Below are 23667 nucleotides of genomic sequence, written 5' to 3'. Positions count from 1 at the left end.
TAAACGTCAGTCTTGAGGCAACATGTCCTTCAGGGCGTATATCAGGTCGAGCGCTTCTTTTGGCGTCAGCTGGTCCGGGTTTATATCGGTCAGCTTTTCCTCGAGTTCCGACGGCCCACTTGGTGCCGGTGCATGGTAAGATGGTGTAGATTGGAAAAGCGGCAAATCATTGACGAGCCCTGTGGACTTGTCGCCCTTGTCGCTGTTTTCCAGATGATCAAGAACCTGGCGCGCGCGCTCAATCACGCGGGGCGGAAGGCCAGCCAGCTTGGCAACCTGAATACCGTAGGACCGGTCAGCGGCGCCTGAGCCAACTTCGTGCAAAAAGACAACTTCGCCTTTCCATTCCCGCACCTTCATGGACCGCAGCGATACGGCATCAAGGGTTTCCTTGAGCGCTGTCAGCTCATGATAGTGGGTGGCGAAAAGGGCGCGAGACTGGTTGATGTTATGCAGGTTCTCTACGGCGGCCCAGGCGATCGACAGGCCGTCATAGGTGGCTGTGCCGCGCCCGATCTCGTCCAAAATCACCATCGACCGTGGCCCCGCCTGGTTTAGGATCGCGGCGGTTTCGACCATTTCAACCATGAAGGTGGAGCGGCCATGGGCCAGATCGTCTGAGGCGCCAACGCGGCTAAAGAGCCGGTCCACAACGCCCACATGGGCGCGGTCGGCAGGCACGAAAGCGCCCATCTGCGCCAGCACCGCGATTAGCGCGTTTTGCCGAAGGAAGGTACTTTTACCCGCCATGTTGGGGCCGGTAATCAGCCACAGGCGGTCGTCCGGGCCCAGGTCACAGTCATTGGCGACGAACGGTGTATCGTTCTCTGCCCGAAGTGCCTTTTCCACCACAGGGTGACGCCCGCCGGTGACCTCAAACGCCAGGCTGTCATCCACCTCAGGGCGGGTCCAGCGTTCGTTTTCCGCGAGTGTTGCAAGAGCAGCGGCCACATCAAGGTTCGCCAGCGCTTCAGCCGCGACCGAGATATCGCCTGCTTTTTCCAGCACTGCTGTCACAAGCGCGCCAAAGAGCTCCTGCTCCAGCGCCAGCGCCCGGTCGCCCGCTTCAGATATCTTGCCTGCAAGCTTCGAAAGCTCAGAGGTTGAAAAGCGGACCGAATTCGCCAGCGTCTGGCGGTGGATGAAGGTTTCATTCAGTGGCGCGGATAACAGCTTTTCGGAATGCTTGGCCGTTACGTCCACATGATAGCCAATGACATTATTATGCTTGATCTTGAGCGAGTTCACTTCCGTCAGCGCCTGATAGTCAGCCTCAAGCCCGGCGATCAAGCGGCGGCTTTCGTCCTTCAGCATCCGGTATTCGTCCAGCGCTTCATTGTAGGCTGGCCGGATAAAGCCGCCGTCGCGGGTGATCAGCGGCGGCTCGTCAACAAGCGCGCGTTCAAGCTCCGTGATCAGGGCTTCATGTTCGCCAAGGTCGCTGACTGCGTCGGCCACCAGCTCCGCCATATCTTCAAGTGCGCCCTTGGGGGCCGTCAGATAATGCTCAATGGTGCGGGCGGCCTCAAGGCCCACCCGGATGGCCATCAGGTCGCGCGGGCCGCCGCGGCCAAGCGAGAGACGCGCCAGCGCGCGCTCCATATCCGGCGCGGCTTTAAGTGCGGTGCGCAGGTCCGTGCGCAGGCTTGGGCGCTCCAGCATATATTCAACGGCGTCGAGGCGCTCGTTGATGCGTATCGGGTCCGTGAGCGGTGCGGACAGGCGTTTGGTCAGGAGCCGTGCGCCCGCGCCCGTGAGCGTGCAGTCGATCACGGACAGGAGGCTGCCTGACGTTTCGCCATTTTGCGTGCGCGTTAGCTCCAGGCTGCGGCGCGTGGCGGCATCGATCATCATCGTGCCGTCGGCGGACAGGCGCTTGGGCGGATAAAGCCGCGGCATCTTGCCCTTTTGCGTGTCGTCCAGATAGTCAACGAGCGCGCCAGCCGCCGCCAGGTCCGCGCGGGTCAGCGAGGCGAAGCCGTCCAGCGTGGCGACATCGAAAATGTCCTCAAGGCGGCGCGCGCCGAAACTGCTGTCGAAGCTGCCCGCATTCAAGGGGCTGATGACGCTGCGCCAGTCAAACAGCGCGCGGCCGATCTTGTCGTCATCCATCAGGCCTTCAGGGATGATAATCTCGCCCGGATTGAGGCGCGCGAGGTCAGCGTCCAGCCGTCCGACCTTGGTGGGCAGGATGAAAAAGTCACCGGTGGAGATTTCAACAACTGCGAGCGAGAAATCAGTCTGCGCGCGGCCGAGCGACACCAGATAGTTGCTTGACCGGGCGTCCAGCAGGTTTTCTTCCGTGATGGTGCCGGGGGTGACAAGCCGCACGACCTCGCGCCGTACCACGGATTTTGAGCCCCGCTTCTTGGCTTCTGCCGGGTCTTCGGTTTGCTCGCACACTGCCACCTTGAAGGACTTGCGGATCAGGCGGGAGAGGTACATTTCGGATGAATGCACAGGCACCCCACACATGGGGATATCTTCGCCGTCGTGCTTGCCGCGTTTCGTCAGCGTGATATCAAGCGCACCAGCGGCTTTTTCTGCGTCTTCGAAGAAGAGTTCATAGAAGTCGCCCATGCGGTAAAACAGCAGGCAATCGGGATAGTTGGACTTAATCTCGAGGAATTGAGCCATCATGGGGGTCACGCCGGGGGCCTTGGCCGCTCGCGCCCACTTGTTTTCTGCGCCATTTTGATATTTTGTTTCTTTTTGGGCGTCAGATGACAAATTTTCTTCTGTTTCAGGGCCCAAAACAGCGCGTCCTTCCATTTTTTTAACTAACTCCCGGTTAACTTCCCGATTTCAATTGTCAGCCGCTTTATGCCATAGTATGCCGCATAGCATAAAACGCTTTTAGAGCATTCTGGCCCGGACTGCTACCATAAGACATCAGTCATAAGAACAAAGGATTCCCCATGCCGAGTAATTCATCCAAATTTACGGATGCGGAGGCCCTCAGGTTCCATTCCGCCGGTCGCCCCGGCAAGCTTGAAATCACCCCGTCAAAGCCAATGGCGACCCAGCGCGACCTGTCGCTCGCGTACAGCCCCGGCGTTGCGGTGCCGGTGAAAGCGATCGCGGAAGATATCGACACGGCATATGACTATACCACCAAAGGCAATCTGGTGGGGGTGATCTCGAACGGAACAGCCATCCTGGGGCTTGGGAACCTGGGTGCAGCGGCCTCGAAGCCTGTGATGGAAGGGAAGTCGGTTCTTTTCAAGCGCTTTGCGGACGTGGACAGCATCGACCTTGAGGTGGACAGCGAAGACATTGACGAGTTCGTCAACTGCGTGAAGCTGCTGGGTCCATCCTTCGGCGGCATCAACCTTGAGGACATCGCAGCCCCTGAATGCTTCATCATCGAACAGCGCTTGCGCGAACTGATGGACATTCCAGTGTTCCATGATGACCAGCACGGCACGGCGATCATTACCGCCGCCGGCTTTATCAACGCGCTCGACCTGACGGGGCGTGAACTCAAAGATACCAAGGTTGTTGCATTGGGTGCGGGCGCTGCCTGCATCGCCTGTATCGAACTTATCAAGGCCATGGGCCTGCCGCATGAAAATGTGACCATGGTTGACCGCACGGGCGTGATCTACGCTGGCCGCACTGAAGGCATGAACCAGTGGAAATCGGCGCATGCGATTGAGACCGACGCGCGCACGCTTGAAGAGGCCCTTGTGGGCGCGGATGCGGTGATCGGCCTGGCGGCTGCGGGCGCGATCAGTAAAGAGATGGTCAAGAAGATGGCCGACAAGCCGATCATCTTTGCCATGGCAAACCCTGACCCTGAGATTACGCCGGAGGACGCGCGCGAAGCACGCCCTGACGCCATCATAGCCACCGGCCGGTCGGACTATCCGAACCAGGTGAATAATGTTCTTGGTTTCCCCTATATCTTCCGCGGCGCACTGGATGTGCGGGCCCGCACCATCAATGAAGAAATGAAAATTGCGGCGGCGACTGCGCTTGCGGAACTGGCGCGCGAAGACGTGCCGGAAGAAGTGGCCGCAGCCTATGGCGGCAAGCAGCCGCATTATGGCCCGGACTATATCATCCCGGCACCGTTCGACCCGCGCCTTATCCGCCGTATTCCGGTGAAGGTGGCGCAGGCCGCGATGGACACAGGCGTGGCCAGAAAGCCGATTGAGGACATGGAAGCTTACGAGCAGGAGCTCAGCGCCCGGCTTGATCCGACAGCCGATACGCTGTCGACCATGTTCGAAGACCTCAAGCGCCGCGAGCCAAAACGCATCGTGTTTGCGGAAGCAGAGGAAGAAAAGGTTCTGCGCGCGGCTGTGGGCTTTAAGAACGCAGGCTACGGTATCCCGATCCTTGTGGGCTATGAGGCGCCGATCCGCGAGAAGCTGCGTGAAATGGGCGTGGACGACGACCAGTTTGAAATCTGGAATGCGGCCAATACCAAGCGCACCAGCGACTATATCGATTATATCTATGAGCGGCTGAACCGCCGGGGTTTCCTGCTCAGGGACGTGCAGCGCCTGGTGAAGCGGGACAGGAACGTTTTCTCCGCCTGCATGGTGGCGACGGGAGATGCGGACGGCATGATCACGGGCGTGACGCGCCACTATTGGCGGGCGCTCAAGAACATCCGCCGGGTGATTGACCCGATCCCGGGCCACCGCCCGTTCGGTATGTCGATTGTCGTGACCAAAGGCCGCACCGTCTTCATGGCAGACACCACGGTGAACGAACGTCCGAACGCAGAAGAACTGGCAGATATCGCGGAAAGCGCGGCCTATTTTGTGAAAAGGCTTGGCCACGAACCACGCATCGCGTTCCTTTCTTTCTCAAACTTCGGCAACCCGCCGTCTGACAAGACCCAGCATATCCAGAAGGCTGTGAGCATTCTGGATGAGCGCGATGTGGACTTCGAATATGACGGCGAAATGCAGGCGGATGTGGCCCTGAACCGGGACCTGATGGAACAATATCCGTTCATGCGCCTCTCGGGCCCGGCGAACGTTCTGGTGATGCCGGCGCTCCATAGCGCCAACATCGGTTACAAGCTGCTGACCGAGCTTGGCGGCGCGCGCATTATCGGTCCGATGCTTCTGGGCATGGAACATTCCATCCAGGTGGCGCGCATGACGGCCAGTGCATCCGACCTTGTGAATATGGCCGGTCTTGCGGCCAGTACGGCCTTCGCGCTGGAGCAGGCGCGGGAAGAGCTGGGCCACGAGGACGCTGAATAAGCGCCGAATAAGGGCTGAATAGACGCGGGGGCGGTTAGTCCGCCTCCCATTCCTTGAGCTTGCGGTAAAGCGTGGAGGGGTTTACCTCAAGCCGCTTGGCTGCAAGCCTGACTTTCCCACCACAAATCTCAATCGCCCGTTCGATGATCCGGCGTTCGGCTGCTGCAAGCGGCTCTATGGCGCCCGTGGATGTCATGCCGTCAGGCAAGATTGGGCTGGCTGGTTGCCTCAGCGCCTGCCTGCGTGTCGGGCCCATCAGCCGGTCAAGCATCTCACCCGTCAGTTCTGGGCCCTCGTTCAGTACGACAGCGCTTTGGATCACATTGCCCAGTTCCCGCACGTTGCCGGGCCAGCTGTGGGCCAGCAGACGGTTTTCCGCGTCCGCCCTGATACCCGTGAATTCCTTGCCCTCTTCCTTGGCGAAACTTTCCAGCATATGGCGTGCGATGATCAGTACGTCCTGGTCCCGTTCCGCAAGTGGCGGCAGGTGAATGGGAACCACATGAAGCCGGTAGTAAAGGTCTTCCCGGAAGCGCCCGGCCTCCACCTCTTCCCAAGGTGTGCGGTTGGTGGCGCAAACAAAACGCACATTCACCTGGATGGGGGTGTTGCTGCCCACAGGCACCACTTCACCTGTCTGGATGAAGCGCAGTAACTTGGCTTGGAGATCCAGCGGCATCTCACAGATTTCGTCCAGGAACAGCGTGCCGCCGTCTGCCGCCACGGCTGCACCTTCCCGGTCTGACGTGGCGCCGGTGAAGGCGCCTTTCTTGTGGCCGAAAATCTCGCTTTCGATCAGGTTCGACGGGATGGCCGCACAGTTTAGGGCCACAAAGCGCCGGTCTTTCCTGGGGCTTTGGTTGTGGATCGATTCGGCGCACAGTTCCTTGCCCGTGCCCGACTGGCCCATGATGAAGACAGACGCCTTCGATGACGCGCAGTCTTCGATCATATGATAGACCGCCTGCATGGCCGGGCTGACGCCGATAAAGCGGCCGAATTTCTTCTTCTGGCCGCCGGCATATTGCTGCACCAGGCCTGCGAGGCGCGTGATCTCAAGGTTGTTGTTAACGGTAGTTACCAGCCGTTCGGCTGCAAAGGGTTTCAGCAGGAAGTCGGACGCCCCTTCCTGCATGGCCTCAACAGCGACCTTCACCGACCCATGAGCGGTGATCACGATGGTGCGCGCGCTGTTGTTTTCCGCATTGAGCTTCTTGAGGATATCAAGTCCGTCCATGTCAGGCAGGCGCAAATCCAGAAGGATAATCGCGGGCTTTGACTTGCTGATTGCCTCAAGCGCCGCAGCCCCGGTTTCGGCAATGATGGCGTCCATGCCTGCACGGCGCAGATATTCGCGATAGGTCAGCGCCAGCGTCGGGCTGTCCTCAACGATCAAGATCGGAGGCTGGTCCGCAGCCCCAGCTGTTTCAGACAATTCCTTTGACGCCATAGAGCGCTCCTTACCCCCCGGTTCTCTATTGGTACCGAATGGCGTACCCATAAACAAGCATCTCCTTGCACCACCACCCGTATGGGTTCTTCGGGTGGGCGCTTCGGGGCAATTTAGGAAAATTCTATGGATTTGGTCATTTTTGGTTTACCGGTTAAGGCTATAGTCTGAATGCGGAATTGTGGTAGCATACCTGTGCAAACCTGCAGGTATCGTTCATTGGTGGCGTGGCGCAAGACGTGGCAAAAGACACTTTGAATAAGACGGCAGAGGCTGAAGAGGCCCAAGCCGAAGGATTGGACAGCCGGCGCTTTAAACGTCGGTCCGTGCTTTGGCCTGCCAAAATCAGGGTGGGCAAGCATGAGCTTTCCTGCCAGATATGGAACCTGTCGCTCGGCGGTGCCCGGGTACGGGTGGACCTGCCGCTTCAGGACGGTGTCGAGATTGAGCTGGTCATGACCGGTCGCGGTGAAATCCCGGCAACGGTTGCCTGGGCCAAGGGTGAGCTTCTGGGGGTCGCCTTCAATGTGGGCCCGGATGTGATCAAGCGCATGTTCGAAGACCGCCTGCACGTGCTTGGTCTCAGTGAAGACGATTAAGTCACCCTCTTTTCTTCTCCCTTGACCGGGCTGCGCTCCTTGGCGCATATCCTTTCCATGACTGCACGCCTTTCAACAAAGTTTTGGATTGATGCCCATCTGCGCACTTGTTTTGGCGCAGACATGCCGTCTTTTGTGGTTGCCAAGGGCGATGCGGAGCGCGGCGGGGTTATCCTGAAGGTAAACCGCTTCAAGGACGGTGTGCTCCTTTTCGAGCAGTCTCTGGATTTCGACGGCAATCGCATCTGGCGGCGCTTGGGTGCGGCTGAAGGCCAGGATGAACAGGCGGCGGATGCGCTTATCGCCAAGAAACGCGGTTTCGACCCGGACCTCTGGGTGATCGAGATTGAAGACAGCACCAGCAAATATGTGCCTGATGCCCCGATTTCGGAGTTTTAGGCCGCTTTCAGCTTGACGGAGAAGGGCGCCAACCATAGGTAAAGCCCATAAGAAAAGTACTGAGTATTGATCCTTTAAGGAAACCGAGCATGTCGAAACTGCAAATCGTGAATGTGCCAGACCCGCTTCTGAAAACCCTGTCTGACCCTGTCGGTCAGGTGGATGACGACCTGCGGCGCCTGATGGACGACATGCTGGAGACCATGTATGACGCGCCGGGCATTGGCCTGGCTGCCATTCAGGTAGCGGTACCGAAGCGGGTGATTGTTCTGGATACCGAAGGGGATGAGGAAGATCGCCAGCCGATTTTCCTGGTGAACCCGGAGATTACCTGGGAGTCGCCAGAATTCAATGTTTATAATGAAGGCTGCCTGTCGGTGCCCGAGCATTATGCCGAGGTGGAGCGCCCGGCAGCCGTGAAGGTTAAATACCTGGACTATGACGGCAAAGAGCAGCATGAGCTGATGGAAGGTCTGATGGCCACCTGCGTGCAGCATGAGATCGACCACCTGAACGGTGTTGTATTCATTGATTATCTGTCGCGCCTGAAGCGCAATATGATCATCAAGAAAGTCCAGAAGGCAACCAAGGACACCAAGGTCCTTTAAGGGAGAGCTTCCCATGCGCATTGCCTTTATGGGCACCCCCGATTTCGCCCTGCCAACCTTGAAGGCGCTTGCAGCCTCCTCACATGACGTGGTGGCTGTCTATAGCCAGCCGCCTGCCCCCGCCGGGCGCGGCAAGAAAGAGCGGCCGTCGCCCGTTCATGCCTGGGCGGAAAGTCAGGGCATTCCGGTCTATACACCGAAGTCGATGCGCGACACGGCTACGCAGGCAGAGTTCGCCGCGCTTGGTCTCGATGTTGCGGTTGTCGTGGCATATGGCCAGATATTGCCGCAGGCGGTGCTGGACGCGCCAAAGCATGGCTGCGTCAACGTGCACGCGAGCCTTTTGCCGCGCTGGCGCGGGGCCGCGCCCATCCACCGGGCGGTTATGGCAGGGGACGAAAAGACCGGCGTTTGCATCATGCAGATGGAAGCCGGGCTTGATACGGGTCCCGTGCTGATGCGCGCGGAAACCGACATCGCGCCGAATGACACGACGCTGAGCCTGCATGACAGGCTGGCGGCCATGGGCGGCGAGCTGATCGTGGAGGCGATCGAGGGCCTGGCTGACGGGTCGCACACGGCGGAGCCGCAGACGGAAGAAGGCGTGACCTACGCCCACAAGATCGACAAGGCCGAAGCCAAGGTGGACTGGACTTTGGGCGCGGACGCGGTTGACCGGCAGGTGCGCGGCCTGTTTCCCTTCCCCGGGGCCTGGACCATGGTGGATGGCGAGCGGCTGAAAATCCTTGCGGGAAGCGTGGAAGATGCTTCGGGTGACGCGGGTACGGCCCTTGATGACAGGCTTCTGGTCGCGTGCGGCCAGGGTGCTTACAGGATCGACCGTGGTCAGCGTGCGGGTAAGGCGGCAATGGACCGCGAAGAATTGCTGCGCGGTTTCAGCGTGCCCAAGGGCACGCGGTTCGACTGAGGAGCCATCATGCAGCGCTTCAAGCTGACAATTGAATATGATGGCCGCCCCTTTGTGGGTTGGCAGCGTCAGGACAATGGTGCGTCAGTGCAGGCCACCATTGAGGATGCGATCAAAAAATTCGCGCCGAATGAAAATGTCCGGGTGACCGGTTCGGGCCGGACAGACGCGGGCGTGCATGCGTTGGGGCAGATCGCCCATTTTGATCTTGAGCGTGAGATGACACCGGATCAGGTTCAAGGGGCGCTGAACTACCATATGCAGCCCAGGAACACGGTCGCTATTGTGAAGGTTGAGGCTGTGGATGCTGAGTTCAATGCCCGTTTTGACGCCCTCAAGCGTCACTATGTGTACCGCATTGCCAACCGTCGCGCGCCGCTCACGTTCGATGCTGGTCTCAAGTGGCATGTGAAAACGCCGCTGGACGCCGATGCCATGCACGAGGCGGCGCAGGTTCTAGTAGGCCAGCACGACTTTACCACCTTCCGGCATGTGGCTTGCCAGGCGAAAAGCCCGATCAAGACCATGGACTATCTGACGGTTGAGCGCGAAGGCGACGAGGTGCGGCTGCTTGCTGGCGCAAGGTCGTTCCTCCATCACCAGATCAGGTCCATCATAGGCACGCTGAAGCTGGTGGGCGAAGGCAACTGGACAAAGGATGACGTGAAGGCGGCACTTGAGGCGCGTGACCGCCAGGCGCTTGGGCTCAATGCCCCGCCGGACGGTCTTTATTTCAAGCGCGTAGAGTATTAGGCAGAAGCGCCCACGAGCGCTCGCTGTTCTTTTCTGAGCTGCCACACGCCCGGCAGGGCCGACACCAGCAAAATTACCACCGTCGCCACAATATATCCTTCCAGCGAGCCTTCAGCCTGGATGGCGCCCGGCACCAGGTCGCTGTTCATCGAGCCCGCCAGATTGATGGCGGTGTGCACCATGACTGCTGGCCAGATGCTACGGCAGAATACGGTCATGCCCGCGAACCCGATGCCCAGCAGGGTGGCATAGACAGTCTGGCTGACGGTATCCAGCACAGGCGCGTGCACGAGATTGATCAGGTGCAGAAGGCCGAAGATGGCGCCTTGGGTGACGGCCGCTAGAAGCAAGCCGTTCTTGCGCTGGCGCCACGCTGTGGCCAGCAGGCAGAAACACACACCCCGCAGCAGGAGTTCCTCAAATAGCCCGACCGAGAGGTTATAGCCCAGCCAGCCGGCTGTGGCGGTGGGTGTGAAAGCAAGTTTCGACCAGTTCACGCCCAGAAGGTTGATGCCAACGATGGCAAGCATGGGCAGGGGGGCAATCCACCAACGCCTGCGCCATGGCCGCCGCGTGAGGCCCGCGTCCCACGCCCAGTTCATTTTCCAAAGGAGATAAGCTGCGGCGATTGCGGCCAGCAGGCGGGTTGAGGTTTTAGCGATCAGTTTCAGCTCAGGCTGGCTGCCCAACAGATAGGGAATGCCAAGGACAAGCAGCAAGCTGATGGCGATCAGGCATGCCGATCCGACGACTGGTCGCTTCAGAAGGAAGGTTTTCAGGTTGTTCATTGGGGTCTCGCTGTCTCTATATTTTTCTAGCTCTGAAAGCAGATATAGAGGACAGCGATACCAGTCCCAAGAGCACCGCGTGCCTGGGGGTGATGTTTGCAGCAAGATCGTGATACGCCCTGTTGGGCGAGGGCTCAGGCAGCGTTGCTGGCAGGTTGGGCGAGCATGGCATAAAGCGCGCTGTCGTCCGATGTCGCCCGCAGCTTCTTCAGTGTGGCTTCGTCGCGCAACAGGCGCGACACACGGGCAAGCGCCTTCAGGTGATCTGCGCCCGCGTCTGTGGGCGCGAGCAGCATGAAGACGATGTCTACCGGCTGGTCATCAACGGAATCAAAGTCAATCGGGCTCGCGAGCCGCGCGAACAGCCCCTTGATCTCGTCCAGGCCTTCGACGCGGGCGTGCGGAATGGCCACACCTTTACCAACGCCGGTGCTGCCCAGTTTTTCGCGTTCGAGAAGCTTGTCGAATACAAGACGGCTATCCACCCCGGCAAAGTCAGCGAGCTTGCGGGACAGGGATTGCAATGTCTGTTTCTTGCTTGATGCTTTGAAGTCACCAAGTACGTTCTCTGCTGAAAGCAGATCTTCGATCTCCATGATCTCTCTCTCATCCGGGCCCACAAGCGGCGGGCCCGGTTTACCCTCTTGTCAGTTTCCAACCTGTTTACGCGTTAGGCGGCACTTGGGCTGATCCACCCGATGTTGCCATCCGGCCTACGGTAAACCACGTCCAGCGTATCGCCCTTGCGATTACGGAACATGAAGACGCTGGCATCGGCCAAGTCCATCAACATCACGGCGTCCCGCACACTCACGTGGGGGATCTCTTTCTTGTTCTCCGCAATGATTAACGGTTGGCTTTCGGCGCTATCGCCGTTCAGCATGCCCTCGGCATCTTCTTCTTCCGGCGCGAGTATCAGGTCGCTTGCGACCTCTACTGCAATCTCGCGCTGTGGTACGTGGTGGTGGTTCTTAAGGCGTCGTTTGTATCGACGCAACTGTTTTTCTATTTTATCGGCTGCAAGTTCGAATGCAGCATAGGGGTCATCCGCTTCCGCGTGGGCCTGCATATTGATGCCCTGGTTGGCGTGAAGCGATACATCAACTCGGTATAAGTGTCCTTCTTTGACAAAAGTGGCGTTTGCATCAATGGTGCGGCTAAAGAACTTTTCTGCGACAGTTTCGAGGCGTTCTTCGACATGCTGGGTCAGAGATTCACCAACATTCATTTTCCGTCCAGTAACATTGATATCCATAGGAGCCAATCATCCTTTCTCAGGTAGCCGGGGAGGCTACCGCTACTATACCACGGGCCGTCGCGGCCCGGCTGCGGCGTTGAGTTCCAGCGTCTGTCCCCGTCCGACACTGGCACCGCTTTCCACCCATTGCGGCTGGAAGTTTCAGCCTACCACAAAAGATGGTTTAAGTGTGGTTAATCCACCTTGATTTGTGTCAAATTTTTGAATCTCCACAAGTTTTTATGTGTGGATCAACGGCCGGTTTTGCAAGGGCTGAAAACGACTCAGCATGCGGTTTTCCAAGGGGCTGTCCTTGCGGCTTTCTAGCTGCCCATGTTTTTCAGGCGGCGGCGCTGAACGGAAGATGGGATCTTCATGGCTTCGCGGTACTTTGCAACCGTGCGGCGTGCGATGTCGATGCCCTCAGCCTTCATCATGATCACCAGCTTGTCGTCGGACAGAATCTTCTTCGGATCCTCGTCGTCGATCAGCTCCTTGAGACGGAATTTGACCGACTCGGACGAATGCGCATCACCGCCATCGCCCGCGGAAATTGCCGATGTGAAGAAATATTTCAGCTCGAACATGCCGCGTGGGCAGGACATGAACTTGTTGTTGGTTACGCGTGAGACGGTAGATTCGTGCATCTCGATCTCGTCGGCGATGTCCTTCAGCGTCAGCGGCTTCAGGAACCTGACACCATGCTCGAAAAACTGGCTCTGGGTTTTCACCAGCGCGGTCGCGACCTTGAGAATGGTTCGTGCCCGCTGATCCAGCGCTTTCACCAACCAGTTGGCGTTCGACAGGCAGTCGGAAACGAAAGCTTTGGCTTCCTTGCCGCCACCCACGTCGCCCAGTTCGGTCAGATACTGCTGGTTCACCAGCACCTTTGGCAGGGTATCGGTATTCAGCTCCACCACCCAGGTGCCAGCACGGCTTTTTTGCACGAAAATGTCAGGCACCACAGGCTGTACCGCCTGCCCGCCGTAAGCGAGGCCCGGTTTCGGGTTCAGCAGGCGGATTTCCTTGATCATGTCCGCCAGGTCGTTCTGGTCAACGCCGCAAAGCCGCTTCAAGGCCGCCATGTCGCGCTTGGCCAAAAGTTCCAGGTTTTCAACGAGCGCCTGCATCGCGGGGTCATACCGGTCCAACTCCTTGAGCTGGATTGCGAGACATTCGGACAGGCTACGGGCAAAGCAGCCTGAAGGTTCGAGGGTTTGCAGGGCCTCAAGAACCCGCTCGATGTCTTGCTTGGAGGCTCCCAGTTGTTCACCCACTTCACTCGCGTCGTCCGCATTCACATAGCCGGATTCGTCCACCAGGTCGATCAGGTGGGTCGCGATCAGCCGGTCTGCCGGTTCCTGCAGCAACACGGCCATCTGGCGCATCAGGAAATCATGCAGGTTTTCCTCGCCCTCAAGGGTTTGGTCCAGGCTGCGTTCGTCTGAGAAACCGCCGCCACCCTTGATGGCACCACCGCCTTCATAGGAAAGCGACCCGCTGCCGGCACCGCCTTCCTGGGGAACGCGGTCGGAGACTGCGTCGTTATTGTAGATGTTGGTCTCGAAGTTGGCGTCCAGTGCGCCGTCGGAACCCGATGACGTATCGAAATCGCTATCCATGCTTTTGTCGGCTGCAACGATGCCGTCGCTGCCGTCGCGGGCGTCGCCGCCTTCGCGCAAATTGGAGTCGCTGAAATCGCTCTCGCCGGGGTTGCCGCCTTCGTCGCCGCTGCCGCCCTCACCGGGCTCGCCCATTTCCAGAAGCGGGTTGCGCTCGACCTCGGTCGAGACATAGTCGGCCAGTTCCAGGTTGGAGAGTTGCAAAAGCTTGATCGCCTGCTGCAGCTGGGGAGTCATCACCAGCTGTTGACTTTGTCTGAGATCAAGTCTTGGCGTTAGCGCCACGTCTCCACCTCCTACAGGCTGAAGCTTTCGCCCAGGTACACCCGGCGGACATCCGGGTCTTTCAGGACGGCTTCTGCGTTGCCTTCAAACAGAACGTGACCTTCATAGATGATGTAGGCCCGATCGATGATATCTAGGGTCTCGCGCACGTTGTGATCTGTGATCAGCACGCCGATGCCGCGGTCTTTCAGGTGGGCCGTCAGCTCCCGAATATCGGCGATGGCAATCGGGTCGATGCCGGCGAACGGTTCGTCCAACAGCACGAAGCTGGGGCGCGCCGCCAGGGCCCGGGCAATCTCGCAGCGGCGGCGTTCACCGCCCGAAAGCGCAAGCGCAGGCGTGTTCCTGAGATGCGTGATCGAAAATTCTTCCAGCAGCTTGTCGAGCATCGCGTCGCGAAGCTTGCGGTCTGTCTCCACCACTTCAAGCACGGCACGGATATTGTCCTCCACGGTCATGCCGCGAAAAATCGATGTTTCCTGCGGCAGGTAACCGATGCCAAGCCGCGCCCGGCGGTACATGGGCAGGTGGGTGATCTCGGTGCCGTCCAGCATCACGCGGCCATGGTCTGGTGCGATCAGCCCGGTGATGGAATAGAAACAGGTGGTTTTGCCCGCGCCGTTGGGGCCCAGAAGCCCGACTACTTCGCCGCGGTGAACAGACAGGGACACATCGCGCAGGATCGGGCGGCCACTATAGGACTTTCCGATACCGTCGATGATAAGGCCTTCTGCAGTCCCGCCTGTCAGAGGGTGGGCGCTACCTGCCTTGATGTCTGTGTCTGCACTCATAAACTGCCTCTCGATGTGGCCCGAAACCCGGGCCATCCCCCATGCTTTGCTAAAGCCGACCTGGGTGTTGGCTCATTTCATGCATAAGCATTGTCAATAAATCATGAATAAGATGTTTACGCCAGCCCATTAGGTAGGAAAATTCCTAAAAGAGCGGGCAAAGAAATCTCTGTGAAACGTGACTTGAAATCCCGTTTGGCCGGGCTATTTGGGCTCGCCGTCTTTCTTCGGGGGCACATTGAAGGTGCCGCGTACGCGGCCTTCATTGCTTGCTTCCCCGTCCAGTTTTGCAAGGCCGGATACCAGGTCAAACTCCAAGCGTTCTCCGCGCAGGCTATTATCGCCCTGGGTGAAAACCACATTGCCACCGATGGTGACCAGGCGGCGGTCCACATCATATACGGCCCAGTCGCCAGACAGGGTCTCGGATTCTGATGTCAGGGTTACCTTGCCCTGGGCGTCAAGCCGGTCGATGCTGGGGTTCTCGATGCCGTCTTCGGTTTCGTAAAACACAGTCAAGGTGTCGGATGTCAGGGTCATCTTGCCCTGTTTTACATTCACGGCGCCGCGGAAAATGGCCCGGCCTTCGCGCTGTTTCATCTCAAGCCGTTCGGCTGAGATATCCAGCGGCTGGTAGGTATCATGATTCTTGAGAACCGATTGCGCCAGCGCACCGGGTGCACCAAGCAGCATTGTCGCCAGCATGGCGGCTTTGAAGGTTTTTGACATCATGATTTCGCCTCACTGTTTGCGGCTGGTGTTTCTTTGGTGCGGTCGCCTTTTGGGCGCTTAGGTGTGATGGAAAGTTTCACGCCGCCGTCAAACAGGCCTTCGCGCTCATCCACCAGAATTTCCATACGGCCGGCCTCTAGGGTACCAAGATCAGAGACCCCGGTGATGGAGCCTTGTCCGGTGGCTTTATGGCCCTTGAGGTCCACTTCCGCCCCGGCCATATCCAGGCGGTAGCCGTTCGATGTATTGACATGGACACCGCCCACAAGCGACAGCGTCCCTTCCTTCATGCGGTAAATGCCGGTGCGGGCCTCAACGGTCGCGGGCAGGCCGGGGTCCAGTTCCATTTCCGCGCGGATATCCGTCAGGCGTACGCGCGGGGCGCTTGGGTTTTCCTGCAGGCCGGACGCGGCCTCAACCCGGAAAAGCCGGTCAAGGCCGTCTGTACCGGCGTATGAAAGGTTGGTCATGCGGATCACGCCGTCCGATTTGGCGACCTCATCTTTCGACAGGGTGAAGCTCACTTCCGTTTCATTGAGGATGGGCCAGAGTAGCGTGATCCCGCCAAGCACAATGGCCAGGATGGGAAGCGCAATCCGCATGGTATGGATGAATTTGTCCCAAAAGGGGTTCGACGGCCCCATGACCACAGGCGACAAGGCGGCCATGGCTTCCTCGCGGGCCAGGCCGGGGCTTGTATAGTGATCGCGTGTGGCTTTGGTCACGAACCGCCCCCTATCCGTCAATGCGAGAAAATGTCCATGGGCTCGAAGCCCGCCAGGTCCATGTCGGCGCGGGTCGGCAGGAAGGCGAAGGCCGCCTGGGCCATCGCGGTTCGCCCTTCGCGCGCCAGCATCATGTCCAGCTTTTCTTTTGCCTTGTGCAGATACAGAACATCAGACGCCGCATATTCTTTCTGCGCGTCGGTGATGTCATCTGCGCCCCAGTCGCTTGACTGCTGCTGCTTATCCAGCTCCACACCCGCCAGTTCGCGGCACAGGTCCTTCAGGCCATGGCGGTCGGTGTAGGTGCGCGCCAGCTTGGAAGCGATCTTGGTGCAATAGATGGGCGCCGTGTCGACCCCCAGATAGTGCTTCATCACAGCCACATCAAAGCGGGCGAAATGGAAAATCTTCAGGACTTTCGGGTCAGCAAGCAGCGCTTTCAGGTTCGGCGCGTCGTAAGTGCCTTTCTTGAAGCGCACCAGATGGGCGTCGCCATCCCCGCTTGAAAGCTGCACCACACACAGCCGGTCCCTGTGCGGCAGAAGGCCCATGGTTTCGCTGTCGATGGCTACGGAAGACCCGAAATCCAGCCCGTCCGGCAGGTCGCCTTCGTAAAAGTGAATGGCCATATGCGCTCCTGAATATGGTGGTTGGTTGCCGGGGTGCCTTCATGGCGCCCTGCTGCCACCTTTTGTCATGTCATCTGCACATTATAAAGAGCCTTGTGGCAGAAAAAAGAACTATATGGCGGAAAGGTTTGAATGGGGTCGGGTATGGGTGCCATGCACGAATGAAAGCTTGCTCTATCACGATTGCGACATAGTTTCCTGTGCGTACGGCGCTATTGGCGCCCTGTGGGCGCGCGCGCAGCATTTTGTGAGGCTGAGACAGATGACAGACAGAACGCTGGCCGAAATATTGGCCGACATTGATAGCCCCGTTGCCACAACCCGGGTGTCGCCTGTGTGGATGCAGGGCCGGGCGGCCTTTGGCGGGCTTGGTGCGGCCATGGCGGCCAAGGGCATGCGCACGCTGCTGGCTGAGGAAAAGCCCATGCGGTCGCTGATGGTATCCTTCGTTGGCCCTATTCCGGCCGAAGATGTCACCGTGCGGTCAGAACTGCTGCGTGAGGGCAAGAATGTCACCCAGGCAACCGTGCGCATCATGGCGGGTGATGCCGTGTGCCTGCAGGCCGCCGCGGCCTTTGGCGACGCGCGCGACACCAAATCAGCTGCCCCCACGGCAGAGTTCAACGCGGAGCCGCGCGACAGTGTTCCCTCGGTCGAGGCCGTGCGCGCGCCTGTACCGCCCTTTATCAGCAATTTCGATGTTCACTGGACCGGCGGCGGCATTCCCATGTCCAACACCGGCGCCCGGCGGCTTGGGCAGTGGGTGCGTAACAAGACGGACATGAGCGTCTTCCCGCTGGAGAAGATTGTCGCCATCGCCGATATCCCGCCACCGATCATCCTGGCTCATTATGACCAGCGGGTGCTGGCCAGCTCGCTCAGTTGGTCGCTTGAATTTGTCCGCCCCGCGCATGAGGTGGCAAGCGACTGGTTCTATCTGGACTATGACCTGGACGCTGCCGCAGGCGGCTACTGCCAGCAGTCGGGCCGGATTTTCACGGAAGACGGCGACCTGGTGGCGCTTTCGCGTCAGTGCATGACCTATTTCGAATAATCGGCTCCGGTCACGAAAAGGTGGGCCGCCTTGCCTTGGGGCAAAGGCCCCTTACCTCATGTGGGAACAGATAATTAAGGGGACAGGATATGGCAGCCGAAGACCAGAAACCGATCGCGTCGGGATTTCACGCAAAATCAACAGCCGCGGAGGTGCTTGAAGGCATAGACCTCGCGGGCAAGAACGCCGTTGTGACCGGCGGCTATAGCGGCATCGGGCTTGAAATGGTGCGCGCGCTGGTGAATGCGGGTGCTGCTGTCACCGTGCCCGCCCGGCGGCCTGAGGCCGCGACTGAGGCGCTTGCGGGCACTTCCGGCGTGACGGTCGCGGCGATAGACCTGGCAGATATCGCCTCCGTCCGCGCCTTTGCCGCAGACTATGAAGCCACGGGCAAGCCGCTTCATATCCTGATCAATAATGCGGGCATCATGGCCTGCCCGGAAACCCGCGTGGGGCCGGGCTGGGAAGCCCAGTTCGGCGTCAATCACCTGGGGCATATGGCGCTCACAAAGGGGCTGTTGCCGGCGCTGAGGCGTGCGAACGGGGCGCGGGTCATTGCCCTTTCGTCCACGGCCCATATCTTCACAGATGTGCTCTGGGACGACATTCATTTCGAGCGCACCGAATACGATAAATGGAAAGCCTACGGCCAATCCAAAACAGCCGACGCCCTGTTCGCCAACGCGCTGGACCGGCGCGAGGCGGCAAACGGCATCCGCGCCTTTTCCGTGCACCCCGGCGGCATTTTCACGGACCTTCAGCGGTTCCTGCCAGATGAGGAAATGGTCGCGCTGGGGTGGAAAAACGCTGACGGCACGGTGCCTGAGCGCGTGAAGGCCATGTTCAAAACGCCTGAGCAGGGCGCATCGACAGCCGTATGGGCTGCGACAAGCCCGAAGCTTGACGGCATGGGCGGGCTGTATTGCGAAGACTGTGACATCGCCCAGCTTGGCACTGAGGATAGCCAGCGGTGGGAACATGTCCGCGCCTGGGCGTGTGATGAAGCGAACGCCGACATGCTGTGGGCGCTGAGCGAAGAGATGCTGGCTACTGTCTGATGGCTATTTGATTGGCGGTGTTTGGTAGAGCGTTACCGGGATGCCGCCATGGGAAAAGCGCGTCTTGGCTTTCTTGAACTTGAGGCCGGTAGCTCGCGCCAGCTCGTCATTGTTGGTGACAATGCCAACACGCCAGCCCTTGAAGTTTGCGGTGAGAGTCGCGCCAAGCGCCTGATACAGGTTCCGAAGCTTCTTCACCTCGCCGATCCGCATGCCGTAGGGCGGGTTGATGATCACGAGGCCCGGCTCACCCTCGGGCGCCACAAGCTCGCTGATGGTTTTTCGCTCGAAAGCGGTGATCGCCGCCACGCCCGCGCGGTCTGCGTTGGCCATGCTCATCTTGATGGCGCCACCATCGCGGTCAAAGCCGAAGAAACGGGCGCTGGTGTCAGCGGCACTCGGCAGCGCTTCCTTCAGGTTTACGAACGCCTCAAGATCAAACGTCGCCAGCTGCTCGAACGCGAAGGCCCGCGCCCGGCCCGGCACCATGCCTGTGGCCATTTCCGCGGCCTCAATCACAAAAGTGCCAGACCCGCACATGGGGTCCACCACCGGCTCATCGCCCTTAAAGCCGCAGTCGCGCAGCAGAAGCGCTGCCAGGTTTTCGCGCATGGGGGCCTTGTTCACGGCTTCCTTGTAGCCGCGCTTGTGCAGGCTTTCGCCGGAGGTATCGATGCTGATGGTGCACATATCATCAAAGATGCGCACCTTGATGCATACGCCTGCGTCCGGCGAAATCGTGCCGCCGAACTCGTCAACGATGGCAGTCTCGAACCGTTCCGCTGCTGCCTTATGGTGATAGATGCGGGACTTTTTGCAGGTCACTTCCACGCGCACCGGCACGTCAGGCCGCAGCGTGTCGCCCCACGGGAACTTGCGCGCGGCTTTATCCAGCTTGGCCAGGTGCATCACCCGGAAAGCGCCCAGCCGCACCAGCACATGGCTTGCGCCGCGCAGTAAAAGGTTGGCGCGCCACACGTCGGCCCAGCTGCCCATTACCGTCACGCCGCCCTTGTCCAGCTTCGCATCCACAAACCCGCACGCGCGCGCTTCATCACACAGCGCGGCTTCAAGGCCGGGCACGGTCACCAGAAAAATCTCAAGGGGCTCATTTTGCGTCATGCGTTATAGGTATCCTGTTTGGGCTGAGGCGTCGACTGTTTCGAGCCAGCTAACCCCGAAACGCAAAAACCCGCCTGACCGAAAACGGTAAAGGCGGGTTTTGAATGGTGCCCAGAAGAGGACTCGAACCTCCACGTCCATACGGACACTAGCACCTGAAGCTTATACCTAAGCTAGTACATAAATTTACGTAAATGTATATCAATCCTATTTAATTATATATATTAAATAGTTAGACTCTATCACAGGGTGTAACACCTGATGTAAATTTAGGTATGTTGTGTATAGGGCGGTGCAAAAGTGAACCACGGAAGCGGCGACAAAGTGTTGCTGCGGGCGGACTAAAAGTTTGCCAGTTTGAGGCTTTTCCATTTTCTGGGAGGGCCAGAGGATATTCACCGTGGACTTATACAGACGTGTCCGGCTTGCCTGCCATGTTGAGGGTTTGAGCCAGAGAGAAGCTTCGCGCCGTTTTGGCGTATCCCGAGCCAGCATATCGAAGATGCTGCACCATTCAGAGCCGCCGGGTTACCAGCGCACAGAACCGGTCAAGCGCCCAAAGCTCGACGGTTTTACAGAGATCATCGACACTATTCTTGAGGGTGACCGTCAGGTCGGGCGCAAGCAGCGCCATACAGCGAAACGGATCTTTGAGCGCCTGCGCTCTGAGTATGGCTTTGATGGCGGCTATACGATCATCAAGGATTATGTGCGGGAGCAGAAGCGTGTCAGCCGGGAAGTGTATGTCCCGCTCAGCCATACCCCGGGCCACGGTCAGGCGGACTTCGGCGAAGCCCAGGTGGTCATCGGCGGCGTCCAGCAGAAGGCACACTTTTTTGTGCTGGACCTACCGCACAGCGATGCCTGTTATGTCAGGGCCTATCCCCGGGCGACAACGGAAGCGTGGTTGGATGGCCATAACCACGCCTTTGCCTTCTTTGGCGCTGTGCCGCAGTCGATAGTGTACGACAACGATCGCTGCCTGGTAGCTCGGATCATGCCGGACGGCACGCGCAAGCGGACCGACAGCTTCTCGGCCTTTCTGTCCCACTATCTGGTAAAAGACCGCTATGGCCGTCCCGGCAAGGGCAACGACAAAGGCAAGGTTGAAGGCATGGTCGGCTATACTCGGCGCAACTTCATGGTCCCCATTCCGTCCTTCGCCAGCTTTGACGCCTTCAATGCATATCTGGAGGACGCTTGTATCAGGCGGCAGTCAGACATCCTGTCAGGGCACAAGGTGAGCATCGGGGACCGGCTGCAGGCTGATCTGGCGGCAATGCGCCCCTTGCCGGGGGCGTTCTTCGATGCCTGCCACAAGCAGGCCGGTCGGGTCACGTCCCTGTCGCTGGTGCGTTACAAGGGCAATGATTATTCGGTGCCTGTTGCCTTTGCCCACCGGGAGGTCTGGGTCCGGGGCTATGTCGGCGAGGTGGTCATTGGCTGTGCCGGGGAGATCATCGCCCGCCACGAGCGCTCCTATGACGAGGCGGATATGATCTTCAATCCATTGCATTACCTGCCGCTGATTGAGCGCAAGATCATGAGCCTTGACCAGGCAGCCCCGCTTGATGGCTGGGACCTGCCGGAAGAGATACACAAGCTGCGGCGGCTTCTGGAAGCCCGCATGGGCAAGGCCGGCAAGCGGGAATATGTCCAGGTGCTGCGGCTATTGGATACAGTGGATATGGCAACGCTCTCGGCGGCCGTGAAGGATGCCCTGAACCTGGGGGCTATTGGCTATGATGCAGTGAAGCATCTGGTATTGTGCCGGATTGAGCGCCGCCCGGCCCGGCTTGACCTGACACTTTACCCCTACCTCCCGAGGGCCAATGTGGGCACCACGTCGCCATCCACCTATATGTGCCTGGTGGGAGTTGCGTCATGAGTGAAGCACCACAGATACTGCTATCCCACCATCTGAAGAAGCTGCGTCTGCCCACCTTCCTCAGGGACTATGACAAGGTGGCCCGCCAGTGTGCGTCCGAAGGCGTTGACCATACCGGTTATCTTGCCAGGCTCACCGAGCTGGAACTGATCGACCGGGAAAGGCGGATGATCGAGCGGCGGATCCGGTTGGCGAAGTTCCCGGCGGTCAAGAGCCTCGACAGCTTTGACTTCAAGGCCATTCCCGAGCTGAACAAGATGCTAGTGCTCACGCTCGCACGCTCAGAGTATGTGGACCGTTATGAGAATATCATCGCCCTTGGCCCCAGTGGCACCGGCAAGACCCATGTCGCCCTCGGTCTCGGGCTGGCCGCCTGCCAGAAGGGCATCAGCGTCGGCTTCACCACGGCCAGCGTCCTGGTGCATGAACTGATGGAGGCGAGGGATGAGAAGTCCCTGCTGCGCTACAAGAAAAAGCTGGCCAAATACCGGCTGCTGATTGTTGACGAACTGGGCTTTGTGCCGCTCTCAAAGACCGGTGCCGAACTGTTGTTCGAGGTCTTCTCCGAGCGCTATGAGAGCGGTTCCACCATCATCACCAGCAACCTGCCGTTCGATGAATGGACGGAGACCTTCGGCTCGGAACGTCTCACCGGGGCACTCCTCGACCGGCTGACCCACCATGTTCACATCCTGGAGATGAACGGCGAAAGCTACCGTCTCACTCAAAGCCGGTCAAAAACACACCCAAAATAATCGCCCAGATAGAATAGCCGGGGGCATGCCCCCGGCTATCCTATCCATCATATCCAGAGTGGCTCACTTTTACGCCGCCCTCTGGCCTAATTTTACTCCGCCCTTGACAAAGTAAAATGTCAAAGAATCAACATGTTACGCCAAGGCAAGGCCAATGGGCTGTCCAGGGCGAAGGAAACTCCCGGGCAACATCCATTCACGACACGCAGGCTGAAGCTATTGATGCCGCCCGCGAAATTGCCCGTAACCATCAAAGTGAATTGCTGATTCATGGTAGCGATGGACGCATTCGCGCTCGCGACTCATACGGCAATGACCCTTTTCCACCCAAAGGATAATAGGAGGCCTGACATGGTACGCATTGATATGAAGTTTAACGGTAAACGCATTACAAGCTCGCAGCAGCTTGAACGCGAAATGAAACGATCGTTTGAAAAAACGATTGAGCAGGGAATCCGTAGGGCTGCGGGTCCGGGCGTTAGAATGAAGAAAACCCGGAATGGCTTTGACGCTGAAGGCTCTCCCGAACAGATCGAACGGATGAAACGGCGCTTGCGTTAGGTCGGGCGTGTGATCAATTCACTTAACTGATAGAAAGCCAAATAGCAGGAGAAGTCAAAATGACAAAAATTGTTGGCAAAAATGACGGCCCTGGAGGTCGTAATGAACACTATGATATTGGTGCACGAAAAGATGTACCGCGCAGGAATGTTGTCGCTGAAATCAAACGCGGCGAACATCCAGATGCACATGTTGTCAAAATCAACGGCCGTGAGTATGCGCGCGACAATCCGGATCGTTCCACCAAGGATAATGTAAACAGGCGGCGTTAAACCGCCTGTTTACTAAATCGCTCTTTTTGATGTGGGTGTTCTTGTCAACCATCCTCACCGGCTGTCTGTTTTCATGGCATAATGTAGCTAGGGATCTCTCGTCCTTTGGGCGATGCTAAAAGCATAGAGCTGTCTTATAATTCATAGGCCAATAAAGTGGCCAATTTTTCTGACATAAACGCCTAT

The 23667-nt window shown here is 58.6% G+C and carries 24 protein-coding genes; 13 read left to right on the top strand and 11 right to left on the bottom strand.

The annotated features are described in order from the left end of the window. Nucleotides 1–6: 6 nt before the first annotated feature. Complete coding sequence (gene mutS / locus KORM41_RS11815) at nucleotides 7–2640, bottom strand: DNA mismatch repair protein MutS (protein WP_068148593.1); 2634 nt, start codon at nucleotides 2638–2640, stop codon at nucleotides 7–9. A gap of 278 nt (nucleotides 2641–2918) precedes the next feature. On the opposite strand from mutS, the gene KORM41_RS22385 reads away from it, so the two are divergent. After that, complete coding sequence (locus tag KORM41_RS22385; RefSeq protein ID WP_068148036.1) at nucleotides 2919–5225, top strand: NADP-dependent malic enzyme; 2307 nt, start codon at nucleotides 2919–2921, stop codon at nucleotides 5223–5225. 34 nt (nucleotides 5226–5259) lie between these two features. Here the strand turns inward: KORM41_RS22385 and KORM41_RS11805 are convergent, their stop codons facing one another. After that, nucleotides 5260–6675, bottom strand: a complete 1416-nt coding sequence (locus tag KORM41_RS11805) for a sigma-54-dependent transcriptional regulator (protein WP_068148033.1) — start codon at nucleotides 6673–6675, stop codon at nucleotides 5260–5262. 254 nt (nucleotides 6676–6929) lie between these two features. On the opposite strand from KORM41_RS11805, the gene KORM41_RS11800 reads away from it, so the two are divergent. The 5 genes from KORM41_RS11800 (at nucleotide 6930) to truA (ending at nucleotide 9962) form a co-directional block, all read left to right on the top strand. After that, nucleotides 6930–7274, top strand: a complete 345-nt coding sequence (locus tag KORM41_RS11800) for a PilZ domain-containing protein (RefSeq protein ID WP_231727247.1) — start codon at nucleotides 6930–6932, stop codon at nucleotides 7272–7274. Between the two features lie 57 nt (nucleotides 7275–7331). Further along, nucleotides 7332–7673 (top strand): DUF1491 family protein, encoded by a 342-nt coding sequence (locus KORM41_RS11795; RefSeq protein ID WP_156431963.1) that lies wholly within the window; start codon nucleotides 7332–7334, stop codon nucleotides 7671–7673. 89 nt (nucleotides 7674–7762) lie between these two features. Continuing rightward, entirely contained in the window at nucleotides 7763–8281 is a 519-nt protein-coding gene (gene def / locus KORM41_RS11790) for a peptide deformylase (RefSeq protein ID WP_068148025.1), read from the top strand. 13 nt (nucleotides 8282–8294) lie between these two features. After that, nucleotides 8295–9209 carry a methionyl-tRNA formyltransferase gene (fmt, locus tag KORM41_RS11785; RefSeq protein WP_068148022.1) on the top strand — a complete coding sequence of 305 codons (915 nt, stop codon included), beginning with the start codon at nucleotides 8295–8297 and terminating at the stop codon, nucleotides 9207–9209. A gap of 9 nt (nucleotides 9210–9218) precedes the next feature. Further along, nucleotides 9219–9962, top strand: coding sequence for a tRNA pseudouridine(38-40) synthase TruA (truA, locus tag KORM41_RS11780; protein ID WP_068148019.1), 744 nt, complete (start codon nucleotides 9219–9221; stop codon nucleotides 9960–9962). Here truA and KORM41_RS11775 read toward each other — a convergent pair. The 8 genes from KORM41_RS11775 to KORM41_RS11740 all read right to left on the bottom strand — a co-directional run bounded on the left by KORM41_RS11775 (nucleotide 9959) and on the right by KORM41_RS11740 (nucleotide 16771). Further along, a complete protein-coding gene (locus tag KORM41_RS11775; RefSeq protein ID WP_068148014.1) occupies nucleotides 9959–10750 on the bottom strand; it encodes a CPBP family intramembrane glutamic endopeptidase in 792 nt (263 codons plus the stop codon). The two genes, truA and KORM41_RS11775, sit on opposite strands and share 4 nt — an antisense overlap. Nucleotides 10751–10884: 134 nt before the next feature. After that, nucleotides 10885–11346: a PTS IIA-like nitrogen regulatory protein PtsN gene (ptsN, locus tag KORM41_RS11770; RefSeq protein WP_068148011.1), complete on the bottom strand. Its 462-nt coding sequence runs from the start codon at nucleotides 11344–11346 to the stop codon at nucleotides 10885–10887. 74 nt (nucleotides 11347–11420) lie between these two features. Further along, nucleotides 11421–12005 carry a ribosome hibernation-promoting factor, HPF/YfiA family gene (gene hpf / locus KORM41_RS11765; protein WP_068148009.1) on the bottom strand — a complete coding sequence of 195 codons (585 nt, stop codon included), beginning with the start codon at nucleotides 12003–12005 and terminating at the stop codon, nucleotides 11421–11423. 305 nt (nucleotides 12006–12310) lie between these two features. Continuing rightward, on the bottom strand, nucleotides 12311–13894 hold the full coding sequence (gene rpoN / locus KORM41_RS11760; RefSeq protein ID WP_068148006.1) for an RNA polymerase factor sigma-54: 1584 nt from the start codon (nucleotides 13892–13894) through the stop codon (nucleotides 12311–12313). An 11-nt stretch (nucleotides 13895–13905) separates the two neighbouring features. Beyond that, nucleotides 13906–14685, bottom strand: a complete 780-nt coding sequence (gene lptB, locus KORM41_RS11755; protein WP_068148003.1) for an LPS export ABC transporter ATP-binding protein — start codon at nucleotides 14683–14685, stop codon at nucleotides 13906–13908. A 204-nt stretch (nucleotides 14686–14889) separates the two neighbouring features. Beyond that, the gene (locus tag KORM41_RS11750) at nucleotides 14890–15417 is read right to left on the bottom strand and encodes an LptA/OstA family protein (protein ID WP_068148000.1); all 528 of its coding nucleotides are present in this window, start codon (nucleotides 15415–15417) and stop codon (nucleotides 14890–14892) included. Continuing rightward, nucleotides 15414–16142: a hypothetical protein gene (locus KORM41_RS11745; RefSeq protein WP_068147997.1), complete on the bottom strand. Its 729-nt coding sequence runs from the start codon at nucleotides 16140–16142 to the stop codon at nucleotides 15414–15416. Before KORM41_RS11745 ends, KORM41_RS11750 begins: the two co-directional genes overlap by 4 nt. Before the next feature lie 17 nt (nucleotides 16143–16159). After that, on the bottom strand, nucleotides 16160–16771 hold the full coding sequence (locus KORM41_RS11740) for a ribonuclease D (protein WP_068147994.1): 612 nt from the start codon (nucleotides 16769–16771) through the stop codon (nucleotides 16160–16162). Nucleotides 16772–17033: 262 nt separating this feature from the next. Here KORM41_RS11740 and KORM41_RS11735 point away from each other — a divergent pair, with 262 nt between their 5' ends. Then, nucleotides 17034–17825 (top strand): thioesterase family protein, encoded by a 792-nt coding sequence (locus tag KORM41_RS11735; RefSeq protein ID WP_197421087.1) that lies wholly within the window; start codon nucleotides 17034–17036, stop codon nucleotides 17823–17825. Between the two features lie 89 nt (nucleotides 17826–17914). Continuing rightward, complete coding sequence (locus KORM41_RS11730; protein WP_068147990.1) at nucleotides 17915–18883, top strand: oxidoreductase; 969 nt, start codon at nucleotides 17915–17917, stop codon at nucleotides 18881–18883. A gap of 3 nt (nucleotides 18884–18886) precedes the next feature. On the opposite strand, the gene KORM41_RS11725 is transcribed toward KORM41_RS11730, so the two are convergent. Next, a complete protein-coding gene (locus KORM41_RS11725) occupies nucleotides 18887–20005 on the bottom strand; it encodes a THUMP domain-containing class I SAM-dependent RNA methyltransferase (RefSeq protein ID WP_068147987.1) in 1119 nt (372 codons plus the stop codon). A gap of 391 nt (nucleotides 20006–20396) precedes the next feature. Here KORM41_RS11725 and istA point away from each other — a divergent pair, with 391 nt between their 5' ends. The 5 genes from istA (at nucleotide 20397) to KORM41_RS11705 (ending at nucleotide 23481) form a co-directional block, all read left to right on the top strand. Further along, nucleotides 20397–21893, top strand: coding sequence for an IS21 family transposase (gene istA, locus KORM41_RS11720; RefSeq protein ID WP_156431962.1), 1497 nt, complete (start codon nucleotides 20397–20399; stop codon nucleotides 21891–21893). Further along, nucleotides 21890–22648, top strand: coding sequence for an IS21-like element helper ATPase IstB (gene istB / locus KORM41_RS11715; protein WP_068147981.1), 759 nt, complete (start codon nucleotides 21890–21892; stop codon nucleotides 22646–22648). The genes istA and istB overlap by 4 nt, the downstream gene beginning before the upstream one ends. A 116-nt stretch (nucleotides 22649–22764) precedes the next feature. Further along, on the top strand, nucleotides 22765–22986 hold the full coding sequence (locus tag KORM41_RS21565; protein ID WP_082719886.1) for a DUF2188 domain-containing protein: 222 nt from the start codon (nucleotides 22765–22767) through the stop codon (nucleotides 22984–22986). Nucleotides 22987–22999: 13 nt separating this feature from the next. Next, a complete protein-coding gene (locus KORM41_RS11710) occupies nucleotides 23000–23209 on the top strand; it encodes a hypothetical protein (RefSeq protein ID WP_068147979.1) in 210 nt (69 codons plus the stop codon). A gap of 59 nt (nucleotides 23210–23268) precedes the next feature. After that, entirely contained in the window at nucleotides 23269–23481 is a 213-nt protein-coding gene (locus KORM41_RS11705; RefSeq protein WP_068147794.1) for a hypothetical protein, read from the top strand. Nucleotides 23482–23667: the final 186 nt, after the last annotated feature.

The organism is Kordiimonas lipolytica (genome assembly GCF_001550065.1).
The sequence above is the reverse complement of the archived record's forward strand: the minus strand, read 5'-3'. Positions and strand labels throughout refer to the sequence as shown.